The following is a 17384-nucleotide window of genomic DNA, read 5'->3' on the forward strand; positions in this document are numbered from 1 at the left end:
TTGTAAATGTGCCTAGCGTGTCGATCCACGTCATTGTGAATCGGTTCGCTGCACGCCGCGACCTATTTGATAGGTGAAGGTGGACGTCAGGTGTCGTAGGACCGGTCGGGCTCGATCCGTGACAACCGCATCGCGTTCCCGGTGACGCCGAGGCTCATTCCCATGTCGCCGACGACGACAGCGACGGCGACGCTGACGAGCCCGATCGGCACACCGACGGCAAGCAACGCCTTCACGCCGAGGCTCGCCCAGATGTTCTGCCGGATCACACCGTTGGCGGTGTGTGACAGCTCGTAGAGGTACGGCAGTTTCCCGACGTCGTCGCCCATCAGCGCGATGTCGGCGGTCTCGAGTGCGGTGTCGGTGCCAGCTGCACCCATCGCGATGCCGACTTCCGCGGTGGCGAGCGCGGGCGCGTCGTTGATACCGTCGCCGACCATCGCCACCTCGCCGTACTCCGTCTGCAACTCCTCAACGGCGTCGACCTTCTCCTCTGGCAAAAGTTCGGCACGGTACTCGTCAACGCCGACCTCCTCGGCGATGGCCCGCGCGGTGCCCTCGTTGTCGCCGGTCAGCATCACGACGCGCTCGACACCAAGCTCCTGCAGGCGCTGGACGGCTCGCTTCGAGGCCGGGCGTACCTCGTCGGCGATGGCGATGGCACCCAACAACTCCGACTCCGTTCCGACGAGGACGACCGTCTTGCCTTCACGCTCCAGTGCAGCGAGCGTGCCCTCAGCGAACGCCCCATCGTCGGACTCGGCCGCCTCTTCCGCCACGACGCCACCGTCCGTCTCGCGGCGTGCCCGAGCCAGGTCGAAACCCAACTCCTCGAAGAGTGCGGGCTTGCCCGCGTAGTACGTCTCGCCGTCGATCTGCCCGCGGATACCCTTCCCGGTGAGGCTCTCGAAGGCATTCAGGTCGGGCAAATCGGCCAAACCCGCCTCGTCGGCGCGGGCAATGATCGCCGTGGCAATGGGATGCTCGCTGCGCCGCTCCAGCCCGGCAGCACGACTGAGCAGATCGTCTTCCGTGGTTCCGCCGATCGGGACGACGTCGGTGACGGCGAGTTCGCCCTTCGTGAGCGTCCCCGTCTTGTCGAGCGCGACGGCGTCGACTTCGCCCATCGCCTCGAGGTAGTTGCCGCCCTTGATCAGGACGCCGTTCTTTGCGGCACTGGTGATGCCCGACACCACGGATACCGGCGTCGAGATGACGAACGCGCACGGGCAGGCGATCACCAGCAAGGTGAGTCCGCGGATGAACCACGTCTGCCAGTCGCCGGCGAAGCTGAACCCGTACCCGGCCACGTCGACCGAGATGGGGTCGACGATGAGCAGGGGCGGGATGGCGGCGGTCAGGATTGCAAGCACGACCACGACTGGCGTGTAGTAGCCCGAGAAGCGGTCGACGAACTGCTCTTTGTCGGTCTTCTTCGTCTGTGCGCCCTGCACCATCTCGATGATGCGCGAGAGCGTCGAGTCGCCCGCCGTCGACGTGACTTCGACTTCGAGGTAGCCCTCCTCGTTGATGGCGCCGGCGTACACCTCGTCACCTACCGTCTTGTCGACGGGAACGCTCTCGCCGGTGATCGGCGACTGGTCGACCGCGCTCTCGCCGTCGGTGACCGTGCCGTCGAGCGGGATCTTGTCGCCGGGGCGGACGACCACGGTCTCACCCACCTCCACCTCGTCAGCGGGCACTGTGACTTCCTCGCCGTCGCGCACGACGGTCGCCTCGTCGGGCGACAGCTCCATCAGCTCGCGCAGGGAGTCCCGCGCCCTATCCATCGCGTAGTCTTCGAGCAGCTCGGCAATGCTGAATAGGACGGCCAGCGTCGCCGCCTCGACGAAATAACCGATGCCGGTCGCGGCGATTATCGCCGTCCCCATCAGCAGGTCGATGTCGAGACTCCGGTTCTTTGCGGAGTAGTACCCGCTGCGGACAACAGGGATGCCACTGGCGGCGACGGCACCGAGGAACAGGACGTCGGCGACATGAAGCGGGTAATCGAGGACGCTCGCCACCGCGACGTTCTGTGTCATTAGGAGAAACTCGAAGAGGAGGCCGAACGTGACGAGTGCCGCGCCGAACCACGTCTTCTTCGCGCGCGGACTCGTCCAGACCTCCGACGGCGGCGCGATGTCGACGCCGTCGCCCTCCTCCTCTTGCTCACCGTTATCGGAATCTGACCCTCCAACGACCTCATAGCCGGCGGACTCAATCGCGTTGACCACGTCGGCCTCACTGGTGCGATCTGGATTGTACGTGATGTTGGCCGTGCCGGTCGTTGGCTGGAGCGTGGCGTCGACGATGCCGTCGACGCGCTGGAGGCTCTTGTCGACCTTCTGGGCGCAGGACGGACAGTCCATCTCGGGAACGACGAGGCGAGCGGTCAGCTCCCGTCGCTGGCCGTCCCCGCTCGCGTCCCCCGCTGCGTTCGGATTCTCTGTCATTACCTCACTGTAGGGGCGTCAGTTCGATAAGCCTTAATTGGAATATTCCAAACCGAGAATCAGCGTGTTGCCGGGGTCTCTTCGGGCGACTGTTCGCCGGCGACGTGCTGCTTCGCCAAGTGTTCTTCCGCCCGACGGAGTCGGTAGGTGAGCGTCGACCGCGGCACGTCGAGATGCTCGGCCAACGTGCCGACATCGACCTCTCGGGGCGACTCGTAGTACCCGTGTTCGACGGCTGCTTGGAGTGCAGCCTCCTGCTCCGGCGACAGGACGCCATGCTTCTCGTCAGCTCCCCCCATCGACGCCGTCGTCTCCGCGGTTCGGAGCATCTCCATCTGAGCGCAGTCTCCGACGGCGACTTTGAGGGCGTCGAAGAACGCGGCCATGTCGCCCTCTCCGGAGTGGATGAGCCGCCACGTGTAGTGGCGGCCCTCGTGACGAGTCTCGAACAGCACGCCGTCACCGAGGTGGTCGCGGGCGATGTGGGGGACGGACGCGCAGGTGGGGGTTCGCTCCCAGTCGGAGTAGAGAACTAGCGTGTCGTCCGTGCTATCGAGGACGCGGGTGGTCTGGGTTGCACTGCAATCCTCGGTAGCCAAACAGTCGGCGTAGTAGTCGCTGGTGAGAAAGGCATCCTCGATGGCGTCGAGTGCGTCCGGGCTGCCGCTGGCGTGGTCGACTCGCCAGAGCTGCTCGGCAGTAGCGTGCAGCGAGAGCGAGCGGACGCGGGCGTCGGGATGGTCGGCGAGGGCGTCCGCGACCCTGTTACACCCCGGCTCGTATTCGAGGGCGAAGACGAGTTCGCGCATACTCACACGTAAAGGGTGGCTGGATATAACACGTCGGCTCGGAGCTTCCATCGTACTGGTTAGAGTCAGATCACGTCGTCGGGGTCGTGTACCTCCTGCATTCGTTGGGCCTCGGCGGCGTACTGCTCCTGCAGATCGGCATCGTTGACCGAACCGAGATTGTCCGGCTCGGTATCGACGGCAGCCGTCGTGTCGCGGACGTCGGTGAAGGAAGTGAGCGCCCGCTCCTTGCGGTAGTACTGTTCGCCGTCTGGGGTCGCATAGGTGAGGATGATAAGGTTCTGCTCGTCGTCGGAATACGTCCGCTCGACGAGCCAGACGCGGACACCGTTCGAATGGGAATCGCCGGGCATAGCTGCTTGTTCACTCTCGGGTCGGAAATGGGTAGTGTTGGAAGTGTAGCTAGAGTTGACTCGTTTACGGTGAAGTCTATGATATCTGTCGCATCTGTGACTCATTCCTCCTGTCCCGAATACGAACCATTGGTCTATACTGACAGTTGTGAGGTGGCTATCAATGGAAACTTACGCCTGTCTTCTTAATATTTCAGCACATGAGTGAGCTCTAAGACGTCTTCACCGGTGCTAGTCCGGTCTTTGCACTTCGTCGGGTATCAGTGTTCGATATCCTGACTGGTCTGCCGGAGGCAAACGATTCGTTCGATCCGTCTCCGTACCGGTCTTGGTTGTCCTCGGGGTAGTGACCGCTCTGGGAATCATGATTCACTAATGATTCAAATCAATCTATGACACGACTCTCGAAACAGTGGGTTCAGCACAATCAAGTCGGTATCTACTTCGTTGCCGTCTTACTAGCGATCGGAGTCGGCCTCGGACTTCCAAGCGCGAGCTCTCTCTTGGAACCGTTCATCAATCCCGTGTTGGCTGTCCTGTTGTACGTCACGTTCCTCGAGATACCGTTTGTCCAAATCCGGCGGGCCTTCCGGAACGCCCGGTTCATGGCGGCTGCGCTCGGGATAAACTTCGTGGTCGTGCCGGTCGTCGTATTTGGCCTCACGCAGTTCCTGCCACAGGAGCCGGTGATTCTCGTTGGCGCGTTTATGGTGTTGTTGACGCCGTGTATCGACTACGTCATTACGTTCACCGAACTTGCCGGCGGTGACGCCGAACAGATTACTGCCGCGACTCCGGCGCTGATGCTCATCCAGTTGTTGTTGCTCCCGCTGTATCTCTGGCTGTTCATGGGCCAGCAGGTGGCCGAATTCATCGAGGCAGGGCCGTTCATCGAGGCGTTCGTCGTCATCATCGCGCTGCCACTGACGCTCGCATGGGCGACCGAATACTGGGCGGAGCGCTCCAGCCGCGGCGCACAGTGGCAGGACACGATGGGGTGGTTGCCGGTCCCGATGATGGGGGTGACGCTGTTCGTCGTGATCGCCTCTCAGCTGCCTCGCGTGCAGGATTCGATCGGACAGATCGCGTCGGTCGTCCCCGTCTACGTGGCGTTCTTGGTCATTATGCCGCTGCTCGGTCGATTCGTGGCGGGCGTGCTCGGGATGGAGACTGGCGAGAGCCGGGCGCTCGTGTTCACCTCTGTCACCCGGAACTCGCTGGTCATTCTGCCGCTGGCGCTCGCGCTACCGTCCGGGTATGCGCTCGCACCAGCGGTTGTCGTTACCCAGACACTCGTTGAACTGACGGGTATGGTCGTCCTCACGCGAGTCGTCCCGGCGTGGTTGGTGCCGGCGACCCCTCTTTTGACGGGGTAACCAATCCGACTTTCCGGCATTCGATGATTGAACCAGAAACTCCCTTTATTTTGAGTGAGTTGTTATACTTGTGAACCACGGCTCTCTCTATCAGGAGAGATTCACAGCCAATCGGGAGAGAGTAGTTCCATCCAGTTGCTCAAACATACGCACAAAGTGGACTACGCATCTAAAAAATCAGATACAGTCGTCGAATTTAGCGGCCTTCACGAAATATATCGGTAACTGTCGGTTAGAAATAGTTCTTCCAAGAAAGAAGAAAATGCCAAATTCACAGAACACAAATACAGCTGTAGTTTACACGGAACAATGACCAAACGTGGTATCTCCAGACGGGAATTTGCAAAGAGCGCCGTGGCAATAGGTGGAACAGCCGCACTCTCAGCCTGCCTGGACCGGTTCGGTGCCCCGGACATCCCATCGGGAACGGACCCGTCAACCCTACCGGCCAGACAACACGCTTGGGACCAGTTCTCGGCAACTGATGACGCCGGCAACACGCGGCTCGCCAGTCACCATGTGCTCCTACTCCTGGACTACAATGACGACGGGACACCCACTGAGAGCGACCGGACGCAGGTCAGTGACGCCCTACAGTCCTTGGAGCGGGCTGTGGGTTGGGAGACCGAGGGGCTCATGTTCACACTGGGCTACAGCCCGGCCTACTTCGACCGGTTTGACACAGACCTCTCGGGAGTGGACCTCCCGGAGCCGGAGGCACTCGCGGAGTTCGAGGACCCCGAACTGGACACGCCTGACGCCCTTTTGCATCTTGCAAGCGATCACGAGAGCGTTGTTTTGGAGGCCGAAGAGGCTCTGAAGGGGAACCGGGACATGATTAATGACCATGAGATGGCAACCTCTTTCGACGGAATCCTCAGCCAGTCCGACCGTCGGACGGGCTTCGTCGGGGCCGGACTTCCCGCGGAGAATCAGGAGGTCGAGGGTATCCCCGACTCCCAACCGGTCCCAGACGACGCCCCGCTGTTCATGGGATTTAAATCCGGCTTCGACGGGAATCAAGCAAGCGAGGACCGGGTGACTATCGACGAGGGGGGATTTACAGGAGGGGCGACCCAGCATCTTTCCCGCATTCGTCTACACCTACAGCAGTGGTATGAGCAGGACAGCCGCGACCAGCGCGTCTCGAAGATGTTCTGTCCAGCTCACGCCGAAGAGGGCCGTGTCGAGGGTGTCGGGGAGAATCTGGGCACCGACAGCGGTATCGAGGACTGTGCCGAGAATGTGGTCGAGTCCAGTCGAAGCGAGGGAGTGGTGGGACACTCACAAAAGCTCTCGAGGGCTCGGGAAGATGAAAGTCCCCGTCTGCTACGGCGTGATTTTGACTCAACAGATGGTGGAGAAGCCGGTGTCCATTTTCTCTCACTGCAAGAATCCATTGCGGATTTCGTCGAGACAAAAGCGATGATGAACGGGACAGAAGTGGCTAAAGAGTCTGCAGTTGGTCAGGAAGTTAACAACGGGATTCTGCAGTACATGACGGTTGAGCGGCGAGGAAATTACCTTCTCCCACCCCGAGACCTACGGGCGCTCCCACCGGCCAATCCCAGCTGAGAGGGTTCCTGCGCCCGATCGAGAATGACCTCTGTGTTGTTGGAGAATAGTCGCGACCTACTCGAGTCAGAATGAAAGGGTTGGTGTTGTCATAAATGCGGTTTCGTATCCCTCGTGGCGGGATACCTGCGGTGGCGCGACAGTGTCGACAGTAATTGATAGGGAGTCTGTTGTCGCGGGAACGGTTGCACCGTAGTGATACCCGAGATCAGGATGAATGGCCGCTGAAAGAGTATCGTCGTACACTGTCTCACCGTTGGCCTCAACGACGCCGTCAAGCGACATCATTGGTAATGGAATCCGGTTATATGGTGTCCGAACCGATATCGCCAGATAGGACTCGTCTTCACCGAGGAACCCAGCGTCACTGAGCCACGACGCCACGTAAACTTCGTCGCTACCACTTGCAGTCCCTATTAATTGTCCGGGGAGCGAGTCAGCTGTCTGGAGCTGGGAAGTGGGAATCTTTTCCATGTTCATCAGGTCCAGCGCTGCACGGTTCCCCTGCCGCTCGGGAAATTGTTCGAACGTAAGATCTTCAAGTACCGATTGTTCAAAGTCAAACTGCACACTCATTTCACCCGATTGTCCAAAACGTTCGGAAAATGAACCCAGGCGGCGCTCGTTCATCCCACTTACCGTGACAGTAATTTCATATGTTCCATCTCCGCTGAGTTGGTAATTGTCTCCATAATGAAAACCCATGTTTTGGGCAATCATAGGCCACGGGGGCTTTTCTGCCACTGTCTCTCCATCTTGTGCGATGTTAATCGAGAGCCCAGCCGAGACAGGGAGAACAAGGTTTGTTTCGGGGTCCCAGACGGTGGCCATCAGATGCATACTGTCAGCGTCCTGTATCGTGACCTGTTCAGCGTTGGTACCAGTTACGGTCCAAAAGCGATGAGGGAACGAGTATGTCAGGCCAACCATATAGTCACCTGCCTCTGCCATGCCGGCCATTTCCATACCTTCTCGGTGTGTTGGAAGGTAGGTACCGTCGGGTCGGTTCTCGACAAGCGGCGGAGAGCGTGTAGATTGATTCTGCAACGATCCACAGCCGGCGAGTATCGATACACCGGTCAGCCCAGCACCGGCAAGGAATCGGCGACGGTTCATACCAGTTAATAAATGGGCTCCAGTAAACAGATTCTGGTATGTCAGTCGAAACGGTTATTTTCATTTTCTTTAGTAATTATTGGTAAGTTAGTCATTTATTTAGCCTTTGTCCTGAAATAAACCATAAGATAGCTTTTTACAGATATAAAAATAGATAAACAAAACGCACTACCATCTACTGTTAGCGGCCCGCGTATCTGGATGTGTCGGACTGACTTTGCTCCTCTGAGTGTTGTATCCACGCCTTCTCACCTCACAACTGGCTGGGAGATTATCCACAGCGAAAGCACAGTGTACCCAATCATCAACACGAGCAGCGGCAGATGTCCTTTGCGAGCCGCCGACAGCGAGCGGTAGCGCTCGACAGCGACGGTATGAGCGGCGACGACAGCGATTACGTGCCCTACGACGATGAGGAACACTTGTGAGCCCCAGAATACGGGTATCGAGAGCCAACCCAGTGGTTCGAGCGACTAGACACTGTCACCCATGGAGTTCGCGCTCAGTTCGACGATACGGGCGGTACTCCGAATCACGTAGGGATAGTTGTGGGCGATGTCGTACGCGGCTGCAATCGGAAGTACCGTGGGAGCGAACGCCCGCGCGGCGCCGACCCATGCCAATTGGCCCCCATCAGTTGTAACGGCACTGTCAGTCTGGTCAGCGACGCCGATGGAATCGCCGACGAGCACGGTCAGGACAAACGCACCGGTGAACACCAGCAACCCGACGACGTAGAGCAATACCTCCATCGTCGACCCAATCCCGAACAGGTCACGGGCACTGAACAGCAACGACTGATACTGACGCGTGTTGGTGAAACCGTCGAAGCTCACGGTGTAGACGGCAGCGACGATGAACACTACCACAGCAGGACCGGCGACGGGCGAGGTACAACCGCGCCAGGGGGGCCGAAACGAGATCTCAATCGCCTCCCCGGAACGTGCAGCCGACACACCGGCGACGCGACCGAACAATCGGTAGAGGACGCCCAACGGGTCGGCACGGTCGAACCACACCGGGCCGAACAGCACGGCACCGCCGACCATGGCGAGGGCGTATACGGCGAGCAGGACGGTTGTCAGTGCCGGCGACTGCGGGACGACCGTCAGGTTCTCCAGGATGCCGATGAGGACGACGAATCCGGCCACCCCAGGCCACGAACCGAGCCACGAGGGGTAGCTGCCGAGAAGGGCGAGTTCGTCATCTTCGAGCCAGCAGAGACCTCGGTAGAGTGCGCGCCACGGGGAGAGCACCCGCCAGGGGGAGCCGATGAGAATCGCGACCAGTCCAAGCCCGCGAAACCAGACCGACCAGGTGAACACCGTCGCGAAGTTCTCCGCGGCGACTTGCCGGCCGAGAAACCCGATGACAACTGCGTTGAGGACCCCGGCGAAGAACACACTCGTGGCAACCCGGCTCACCCACCGGACTGTTCGAGCGTCTAGCGTCGCCACGGTGTACGTTCCAACGTTGGCCGCAGAGCGGTCGGTCACGGCGAGCCAGATGCCAGTGAGTGCAACCGTCCCACCCGCACCTGCAAACAGCAGCGACAACGGCAGCGGCGCGTCGAACCGCGTACCGCCGACGTTGTGGGCACTGGCGACGCCCGGGACGAGGACGAAGAGCAGCACGGTGAGGAGACTGGTTAGAGCGCCTCGACCAGGACGGTGTCGTGCCATTATCCGACGGTAGGCGATGTCCACCAAAAAACCTCCATGGTACGGTTCTCGAATCGGTCAGAGCGAAAGGCAGGCATTTCACGCAGCAGGGCTATGAACGGATATGCGACGTCGGACGGCTCTGGGTCTGGTCGTGGTGTTCGTGGCGCTCGCTGCGCTCGTTGGCGTCGGGTTAGGGCTCGCAGGCGGCGGTGAGCTCACGGAGCAGTGGGTGAGTGACACGCCCCGGGACAACAGGGTCAATCACCACGCCGTTGGTGTCGGACCCGACGGAGAGGTTATCATCGCTCCGGTGGCGGAAGTCCCGAACAGCGACACGCCCATCACGAATACATCCTGTGCGCTCGTCCGACTTGACCCGGGGGACGGCTCAACGATGTGGCGAACAGGTGTCCCGGCCGATGCCTGTTTCACGCACGCCCTGACCGAACCGGCCATCGAGGACGTCGATAGCGACGGTACGCTCGAAGTCATCGTCTCTTCGACAGAGGACGCTGTCGTCGCCTACAGCGCGACCAACGGCTCTGAGGAGTGGCGAGTGTCACTACCGACGTACGGCTATGGCCGTCCAACAGTGGCGAACGTCACCCCGGCTGCCGGGAGGGAAATCGTAACGAGCGACATCGAGGGGAACGTCGCAGTCGTCCGTGGAAACGGAACTGTCGTGTGGCGCGTCGCGCTGAATGACACGCGCTGGTCCCGGGCAAGCGTCTGGGAAGAACCTGTCGTGGAGGATGTCGACGGAGATGGGACGCTGGAGGTGTTCCTCGGGACGAGCAGAGGCCCTGTCCTCCTCAGTGCTGATGGGGGAGTCGAGTGGCAGCGGAACGGCTCCGCGACAACCATTGCCAGCGCGCAGGTCGACGACGACCCGGCAGTCGAACTGTTCACCACTGGCACGTCGGAGCTGAGAGCATACGATGGTGAAACCGGAGATACCGAGTGGAGTCGAGATCTCACGAACACACGAATCAAGACGGCGACCGACGGGGACGGCGACGGAACCCCTGAACTCTACGTCGGCCAATCCGGCCGATTCCTCGCACTCGATGCAGCGACGGGCGAAACCGAATGGTCGACGACGGTCTCGGACAGCGACGATGCGACTGCGACAGCCCCAGTGACAGGTGACGTCGATGGCGACGACCAGCAGGAAGTCGTCGGCGTATTGAACACAGGACGGGTTGCCGTCCTTGATGCCGACTCTGGGTCAGAACTCGCGGTCTACGAGCGCGACGTCCCCGTCTGGACGTTCCCGACGGTCCGCGATATCGACGGCGACGGCGCTGCTGAGATACTAGTTCGGTATGGAGATGGCCGAGTGGTCAGCCTCGACTATTCGTCGTCGGGCCTGATTCGTTGATTGGACCAGAACCACCATACAGCGAAGCTCTGTCTGATTATTTGTAGGATGCCAAAGCGACAAACAACCCCTGACCCGAAACAACTGACAGAGAGTACTCCGACCCGACGGTGGCTCCTCAAAGGCGCGGCCGGAGTGGCGGCGGGGACAGCATTCGGCCCAGCTACCAGCGGCCCACTTCCCGACCGAACTCGATATTGATATCTAATCTAACAATTCAAATAAAAAATCGTCTCTTGTGTTAAGATTGGGTATTTGATTCGGGCTTATATTTGAAAAGAGATGTTAGTCATTACTCGGCTGTCGTCATCAGGACCGTATTCTCATGAGGAGATCGTTGCTTCCTTTGTTTTATTGCTATCAGTTAGCGTTGGCTATTCTTCGTCTTCACCACCATCAGTAACAGCTGTCTCCAGTTTACGGTCGAACCAAGTCCATTCCTTGTTGAGCATGCCGTCACGTTCGAGGTTCCACGGGTCGCCGTTCTCAATTTTCTGCCCTTCTAGCCAGGACTGCACGAGGTTCCAGACAAAGATGAGTTGCCCGACAAGCAGAATGAATGCACCGACCGTGGCAAGTTGTTGGAACGTAGTAACCTGTGCTAGCGGTGCAATGGCACCATCGAACGCGTAGGTGGCGTACCGGCGTGGCATTCCTAAGTAGCCAAGTGCCAGCATTGCGAAGAACGTAATATTGGTTCCGATCATCGAGAGCCAGAAGTGGGCTTTCCCAAGCTTCCGCTGGTACATCCGCCCTGTAAAGATTGGAAACCAGTAGTAGATTCCTGCAAACACCGCAAAGCCAATAGCACCCATGACAATGTAGTGGAAGTGCCCAACAACATAGTAAGTGTCGTGCAGCACCAAATCAACCGGGATGGCGGCGAGGAAGACACCGGTAACGCCACCGATAATGAAGTTTGAGACGAAACCAACACAAAATAACATTGGGGTGGTTAGGCGCAGGCGGCCGTTCCACATTGTTGTGATCCAGTTGAATGTCTTCACTGCGCTCGGTATCGCGATTGCGAGTGAGACTGCCATGAAAGAGGCCCGTAGTCGCGGATCCATCCCTGTTGAGAACATGTGGTGGGCCCAGACACCAAATGAAAGGACGCCGATGGCGAGCGTGGAGTAGACAACGAATTTGAATCCGAATAGTTTACGACCCGAGAACTTCGGCAGGATAAGACTCACGAGCCCCATCGGCGGTAACACGAGGATGTACACCTCGGGGTGACCGAAAAACCAGAACAAGTGTTGCCACAGCAGTGGGCCGCCGCCCTCCACGGTGAAGAACGTCGTTGAGAGATTACGATCGAGCAATAGCATGATAATGGCGCTGCCCAGCAGGGGGAAGGCAAAGAGGATGAGTGCCGACTGGGTGAGGATGGTCCACGAGAAGATGTCGAGGTTCGCCCAGTTGATATCGTCACCCCGCTCAGTAAAGATGGTCGCGATAAAATTAATCGCACCCATTGTCGCCGCGACTCCAGATAGGTGGAGTCCCAGTAGCATGAAGTCCACCCCAGGATTCTGTTGTTCAACCGACAGCGGTGCGTACATCGTCCAGGCGGTCTGTGCCGGCTCTATCATGTTCTCAGTGACCGGTGCCAGGAAGAATCCCGCCCAGATAAGTAGCGCGGCAGGCGGGAGCAACCAGAACGCGATGGCGTTGATACGCGGGAACGCCATGTCGTCGGCCCCAATGAGCAGGGGAACGAAGTAGTTCGCGAAGGCTGCGATGATGGGTGTTCCGAACAGGAATAACATCGTGATGCCGTGACTCGTCAAGATAGAGTTGTAAGCGCTTGTCCCCAGAATCGCCCCACCTGGGGTGATTAGTTGGACGCGGATGAGCATCGCCATGATACCCCCGACGGCAAAGGCGATGACTCCGTATAGCCCGTACAGCAGTCCGATATCCTTATGATCCACAGTTGTCAGCCACCGGATGATACCAGCGGGTTTCTCGCGGTTAACGATAGGAGCGTTTTCATCGGTTGCGGCCCCACCCCCAGCTAGCGGTGTGTACGACCGCCAATTTTCAACACGCATCAGAAGGGCCATAATGCTGACAAGAAGCACAGCCATCACTCCTGTGAGTACCAAGTCTCCTACTGCCATAATGAGTTCTCAGGACTGGAACATAATGAAAGAGGCGGTGGGCTCGTTACTCATGGGAAAGTGGGCATATTCAGTACCCCGCAAATCGTCTTCGGCTAACTGCTTCTGACGGGTCTGTTCACTCCGCAACGGTAGCTGGACTTGGAGTTAACGCGTATTCCTAGCCGACGTTACCCCAAAGCTGTCGTGTCGGCGGCTGTCCGCCGCCGACTCCGACAGAGTTGCCACTGCTTGAAGCCCGTCCTGGCCGTGATTACCGCTCGAACCGGCCGTCGGGAGGACGGTTCGCTGGAACCGACCGCCGAACGGAGAGAGCGTTCCACGCTGCGCGGGTGACCATACGAATGAATTCCTCGAATGGCCACCACCAGAGGCGACGCCTGCCTCGGCGGGGCGTCGCCTGTGTTGTTTGGTCACACTTCCGCAAGCAGACCTCTCAACTAACGGGCTTTGCGAGGTACTAGTATTTGTTTTGCATCTCTATAATCGCAGAGAAGAGCACATCGCGGACATTCGTGGGGAGTTACAATGCTTGGAAGCTGAGAAGAACCTGCTGTGTTAGCTCGTCGCTCAGTGTTAGACTGACATATAGGAGGGTGAAAAGCGTCGCGTTGTAGAGGCCGTGTATCAGTGATGGGACAACGATGTTGTCGGTGTACTCATAGGCGACTCCGAACACCGTTGTGGTCCCAAAAAGAATGCTCACAACAACCAAGTTACCCAGTAGCGAGCCACCCACAAGGGCAACAAAGTGTAACGCTGCAAAAAAAAGCGAGGGAATGATAATGCCGGGTACACGGCTGAACCGCTCACGGATACGTCCTTGGACGACACCACGGAAAAGAAGCTCCTCACCCGGGCCTATGAATAAAATCGACGCGGGAATTAACAGTAGAAGCACTTCGGGATTGGAGCGGCCAAGCTCTGCGGCAGCATTGCTCCCCGTCTGAATCTCTTGGCCGCGGATGTTCTGAATTGCAGTCATAATGATGCCCGAAAACATAACCCAGCCGATGGCCGCAACGTAGCCTGCGAACACCATACCAACTTGGCGTAGCGACGGAACAGCGACTGGGATATAAAACGGCTGTCCATCCCCTGCGATGTTGAAGAGTGACCGGACGCGGGGTGTGATGACTGGTCGCAGCTTGTAGTAACTCAGAGCCACCCCAGCACAGCCGATGCCTTGAATAAAAATGAGGCTGAGAACGAGAAATCCAAATCCAGACAATGAGATGTCCGTAGCCAAACGGATACCCGTGGTCGCCAGCACAAGTAATACAAAGCCGAGTAAGAGACCCCCGGCCCCGAGCCCGAATGCGGCGACCACTGCGATAGCTGACTGCAGTCGAGGCCGCTCGCGTGGCGTGGTTGCCATACGTTAGATAGCGATGACGCCCTGATAACAGTTATCTCCTAAGCTCATCTATTCCCCAACCGTGACAGTCAAATGATATCCACGCACGGATTAGAAAATAATCTTAGTCATTTGGGGGAAATCTGCTATCCTGAAGCGAAGCAAAATATAGATCGAAGGATTTCAATAGTTCTCCGTTGCGATTAAGTCTGTCTTGTTGACTGGGCCATGTCCGAGAGAAACTGATTCAGGGGTTTGGAAGCTATCCACCGAGACTATGTGTGTTTAACGAAGCCCTTAGAAATAAACCTAATACGCTCTTGCGTAGGAGATTGTTGATACTGTTGAGCCGTAGCTGTGGAGTCGAAGAGGACAAGGGCACCGCCAGCGGTGCCCGACACGAATGATTCCGCTAGATGTGTTCGGGTCGGAATCGGTCGCAGCGGGCCTGCTGGAACAGGTTCGCTGGCGTGACGGTGTTACCTGTCCCCGCTGCCGTTCTGACCGGACGGTCAGAAATGGCAGCTACAGAGAGTTTCAACGGTATCTCTGTAAGAATTGCGACCGCACGTTCAACGACAAGACTGGCACAATCTTCGCTCATTCGAAGGTTGCGCTTCGGCGGTGGCTGTTCTCAATTTATGCGTTTCTCCGGTTTAACACCAGTCTTCGCCAACTACAGTGCGAAATCGAGGTAATACACAAAACGATGTACCGGCGCATCAAGCGCTTCGCCAGAGCTCTCGATGCGCCTTCCCTCGATCTCGTCGGCCCGGTCGAAATCGACGAAGTGTACGTCTCTGCCGGGAAGAAAGGCCGCGAGCGCGACCGGGAGTCGCGCTCTCATGGCCTGTCCACGCGTGGGCGTGGTTCGTATAGCAGCGATAAGCCACCGATCTTCATCATCGCCGACCGTGGTACCGGACAACGGTACGTGATTCCCTCGAAAACCGCAGACGAATCGACGATTCGACTCCTGCTGGCTCGGCCAGCAGGAGTCACTCACCGTCTGTACCGACGGCTTTCGAGCGTACGAACCGCTCGAAGACGACGACGCATTCGACCGCGAACACGTCGTCCACCGCGACGGAGAATACGCTGACGACGAAGTTCACGTCAACACCTGCGAGAGCCACGCGTCGCAGGCGACGGTGGCTCTCGCCCCACCGAGGAATCTCCAAAGACAAGTTAACACAGTATCTCAGAGCGTTCCAACTACGCCGAGAGCTGTTTCGGAAACCCGGCCAAGACGCTCTCAAAAACGCTGTCCGAGCGACGCTGTGAAATCAGCAATGTGCTACGCATGAGCGAACCTAATAAAGCAGGAACCCGCAAATATCAGCTGTTCCCACCGCTCGTGTGTCGCGACTCACCGTACTTCAACTGGAAAAATGCGAAGATGAGCGGGATGATGACTGCAAGCCCAGCCCCGAAGCCGACGAAATGTGGCTGAATCGGGACGCCTGCATTGTGTGGCTCAATCTCAACGGCGCCACCACCTCCCAGTGACTGGGTCGGGTAGTCTGTACCAACGACAATGGATCCTTTCATCCCAAGCCCCTCGTGGGGGACACAGATGTAATTGTAAATTCCGTCAGACTCGAAAGTGTGTTCGTAATTGACACCGGAACTTGATACAGGGCTGCCCGAATCAAGTGGACCATCCCCATCTGACTTGACATTATGCCCACCACCATTTCCTGTCCACTCCCATTGGACCGTCGCACCGTTATCGACAATGACTGCAGGCGGGCCGAACCCGTAGGCACCGCCGTTTGCCTGAACACCGACATCGACCGTCACCGTGTCCTGTCCTGTCGCATCAACGGTACTCCCAGGACCATTAAAATTCCCGACTGGGTCGAGAAAACCCCCGAAATCCGGTGCCGTGTTGCCACCACCGGTAGCAGTCCCCTCTTCTTGAGCAGTAACCGAACCGGTTGCGACACTAAGCGTGGCCACGCCTGCTGTAGTGCCCCCAGCTGTCCGAACAAACTCTCGCCTGTTCATAATAGTGAATTTCATAACTGTACAAATATAAGCACACTGGATTACACTGACTATCACCAACCAGATTAACCGTCATTGCCGAGATTCCTTTCGCACAAGTCTTCTTCGGGTGCGATTTTAAGAAAGTATGTCTCTGGGGCGGTGTCAACGTTAGAGTACAGTAATTTCACGGTAATATCTATTCGACGTGTATCTATGCCTCCAGAAGGATACACAAGCGTCACGATTTCGGACGAGACAGCTGCCAAATTAGCCGAAATTGTGGTTGAACAGGAACTAGAAAGCATTGCTGAAGGGGTCGACTATGCAGCCGATGCAGCCCGAGACCCAGGGACCCTCTCAGAATCCGGACTAGACCGTCTTTTGCATCGAAAACTCACAGACCAAACATGGTTACAGTAACTTTACCGTAGACTCACGAGGTAGGCGGGTAGTGCTCGCCCGCCGCGTCGCAGCGTGGCGAGTACGCTCCATCGAACAATCCCTCAGAGTTCCGCAGCAGGAAGCTCACGAGGATGAACAACAACCAGACTGCCGGATCGGTCGTACTGGTCCACGCACGCGCTTCGCGCATCGATCGGAAGGCTGTCTCGATGGCTGACCGTTTCTGGTAGAGGGCTTCGACCTCTTTCGGCGTGCGATCGGTCGGCGGACGACCTGTGGTCCGGTCTTGGTGTCGTGTTGCCAGCATGTTGAGGTTTGTACATCAAGCACAGCAAGCGATTCCATATTGATCAATGTCGCCACTTTCAACGTCTGAACGCTGTTTCCGGAGCGTTGGCGGTAGTACGATGAAGGGATGCGGCAGTCGAAGAATGTGCAAGACAACGTGGACTCAGCTGGCGAACCCTCCGCTGGCGGGCTCGCCCGCCTGCTCCTCTAACGCTTGTTTGGCTAGACGCCGGCCCTGCTCAACGAAGTCGAGGATGTTGCCTTCAGTGGACAGAATCAATTTCTCGGCTTCGGCCTTTTACTCCGCGATATGAGCCGATAAGACTGCTATTGAACAGGGCAGAGTAAACACAGCGCGTATCGAGCAATCCGGACTGAGGCCCGGGGAGAGAGACGGATTAACGGCCAAGTTAATAAATTAGACCATTTTATTTATTAATAACAACTACATTAGCCGGCTTATATAGCAGCTGATTTAATAAGTCTGTA

Annotated in this window: 14 protein-coding genes and 3 pseudogenes; 5 read left to right on the plus strand and 12 right to left on the minus strand. The window is 57.9% G+C overall.

Annotated features, from left to right (window positions below; translation table 11 throughout):
* Positions 1–86 precede the first annotated feature (86 nt).
* The 3 genes from EGD98_RS17810 to EGD98_RS17820 form a co-directional block, all read right to left on the minus strand.
* Positions 87–2456 (minus strand): heavy metal translocating P-type ATPase, encoded by a 2370-nt coding sequence (locus tag EGD98_RS17810; protein ID WP_220589748.1) that lies wholly within the window; start codon positions 2454–2456, stop codon positions 87–89.
* Between the two features lie 59 nt (positions 2457–2515).
* Positions 2516–3265, minus strand: a complete 750-nt coding sequence (locus EGD98_RS17815; protein WP_220589749.1) for a helix-turn-helix domain-containing protein — start codon at positions 3263–3265, stop codon at positions 2516–2518.
* A 65-nt stretch (positions 3266–3330) separates the two neighbouring features.
* The gene (locus EGD98_RS17820; protein WP_220589750.1) at positions 3331–3618 is read right to left on the minus strand and encodes a DUF7967 family protein; all 288 of its coding nucleotides are present in this window, start codon (positions 3616–3618) and stop codon (positions 3331–3333) included.
* Between the two features lie 392 nt (positions 3619–4010).
* On the opposite strand from EGD98_RS17820, the gene EGD98_RS17825 reads away from it, so the two are divergent.
* Together EGD98_RS17825 and EGD98_RS17830 are read left to right on the plus strand one after the other, a co-directional pair.
* Positions 4011–4994: an arsenic resistance protein gene (locus EGD98_RS17825; RefSeq protein WP_220589751.1), complete on the plus strand. Its 984-nt coding sequence runs from the start codon at positions 4011–4013 to the stop codon at positions 4992–4994.
* A gap of 309 nt (positions 4995–5303) precedes the next feature.
* Positions 5304–6569, plus strand: a complete 1266-nt coding sequence (locus EGD98_RS17830; protein WP_220589752.1) for a DUF7405 family protein — start codon at positions 5304–5306, stop codon at positions 6567–6569.
* Between the two features lie 66 nt (positions 6570–6635).
* Here EGD98_RS17830 and EGD98_RS17835 read toward each other — a convergent pair whose 3' ends face one another.
* From EGD98_RS17835 to EGD98_RS17840, 3 genes are all read right to left on the minus strand, one after another.
* A complete protein-coding gene (locus EGD98_RS17835) occupies positions 6636–7685 on the minus strand; it encodes an iron transporter (RefSeq protein ID WP_220589753.1) in 1050 nt (349 codons plus the stop codon).
* Positions 7686–7933: 248 nt separating this feature from the next.
* A complete protein-coding gene (locus EGD98_RS20865) occupies positions 7934–8107 on the minus strand; it encodes a hypothetical protein (protein WP_236039605.1) in 174 nt (57 codons plus the stop codon).
* Between the two features lie 51 nt (positions 8108–8158).
* On the minus strand, positions 8159–9367 hold the full coding sequence (locus EGD98_RS17840) for a hypothetical protein (RefSeq protein WP_236039606.1): 1209 nt from the start codon (positions 9365–9367) through the stop codon (positions 8159–8161).
* A gap of 103 nt (positions 9368–9470) precedes the next feature.
* Here EGD98_RS17840 and EGD98_RS17845 point away from each other — a divergent pair, with 103 nt between their 5' ends.
* Entirely contained in the window at positions 9471–10730 is a 1260-nt protein-coding gene (locus EGD98_RS17845) for an outer membrane protein assembly factor BamB family protein (RefSeq protein WP_220589754.1), read from the plus strand.
* 48 nt (positions 10731–10778) lie between these two features.
* Positions 10779–10931, plus strand: a complete 153-nt coding sequence (locus tag EGD98_RS21335) for a twin-arginine translocation signal domain-containing protein (RefSeq protein WP_220589755.1) — start codon at positions 10779–10781, stop codon at positions 10929–10931.
* Positions 10932–11104: 173 nt separating this feature from the next.
* On the opposite strand, the gene EGD98_RS17855 is transcribed toward EGD98_RS21335, so the two are convergent.
* The 3 genes and pseudogenes from EGD98_RS17855 to EGD98_RS17865 form a co-directional block, all read right to left on the minus strand.
* Positions 11105–12856, minus strand: a complete 1752-nt coding sequence (locus EGD98_RS17855; protein ID WP_220589756.1) for a cbb3-type cytochrome c oxidase subunit I — start codon at positions 12854–12856, stop codon at positions 11105–11107.
* A 253-nt stretch (positions 12857–13109) separates the two neighbouring features.
* Positions 13110–13256, minus strand: a pseudogene (locus EGD98_RS17860) (ISH3 family transposase); the annotation flags it as partial.
* 123 nt (positions 13257–13379) lie between these two features.
* A complete protein-coding gene (locus EGD98_RS17865; protein WP_220589757.1) occupies positions 13380–14234 on the minus strand; it encodes a CPBP family intramembrane glutamic endopeptidase in 855 nt (284 codons plus the stop codon).
* Between the two features lie 382 nt (positions 14235–14616).
* Between EGD98_RS17865 and EGD98_RS17870 the strand changes: the two are divergent.
* Positions 14617–15497, plus strand: a pseudogene (locus tag EGD98_RS17870) (IS1595 family transposase).
* 54 nt (positions 15498–15551) lie between these two features.
* On the opposite strand, the gene EGD98_RS17875 reads toward EGD98_RS17870, so the two are convergent.
* The 3 genes and pseudogenes from EGD98_RS17875 to EGD98_RS17885 form a co-directional block, all read right to left on the minus strand.
* Positions 15552–16223: a halocyanin domain-containing protein gene (locus tag EGD98_RS17875; RefSeq protein WP_220589758.1), complete on the minus strand. Its 672-nt coding sequence runs from the start codon at positions 16221–16223 to the stop codon at positions 15552–15554.
* 415 nt (positions 16224–16638) lie between these two features.
* Positions 16639–16914: a transposase gene (locus EGD98_RS17880; protein ID WP_236039607.1), complete on the minus strand. Its 276-nt coding sequence runs from the start codon at positions 16912–16914 to the stop codon at positions 16639–16641.
* A pseudogene (locus EGD98_RS17885) lies at positions 16869–17169 on the minus strand (hypothetical protein); the annotation flags it as partial. The gene EGD98_RS17880 and the pseudogene EGD98_RS17885, both read right to left, overlap by 46 nt.
* Positions 17170–17384: the final 215 nt, after the last annotated feature.

The organism is Haloarcula salinisoli, from assembly GCF_019599405.1.
Taxonomy (GTDB): domain Archaea; phylum Halobacteriota; class Halobacteria; order Halobacteriales; family Haloarculaceae; genus Haloarcula; species Haloarcula salinisoli.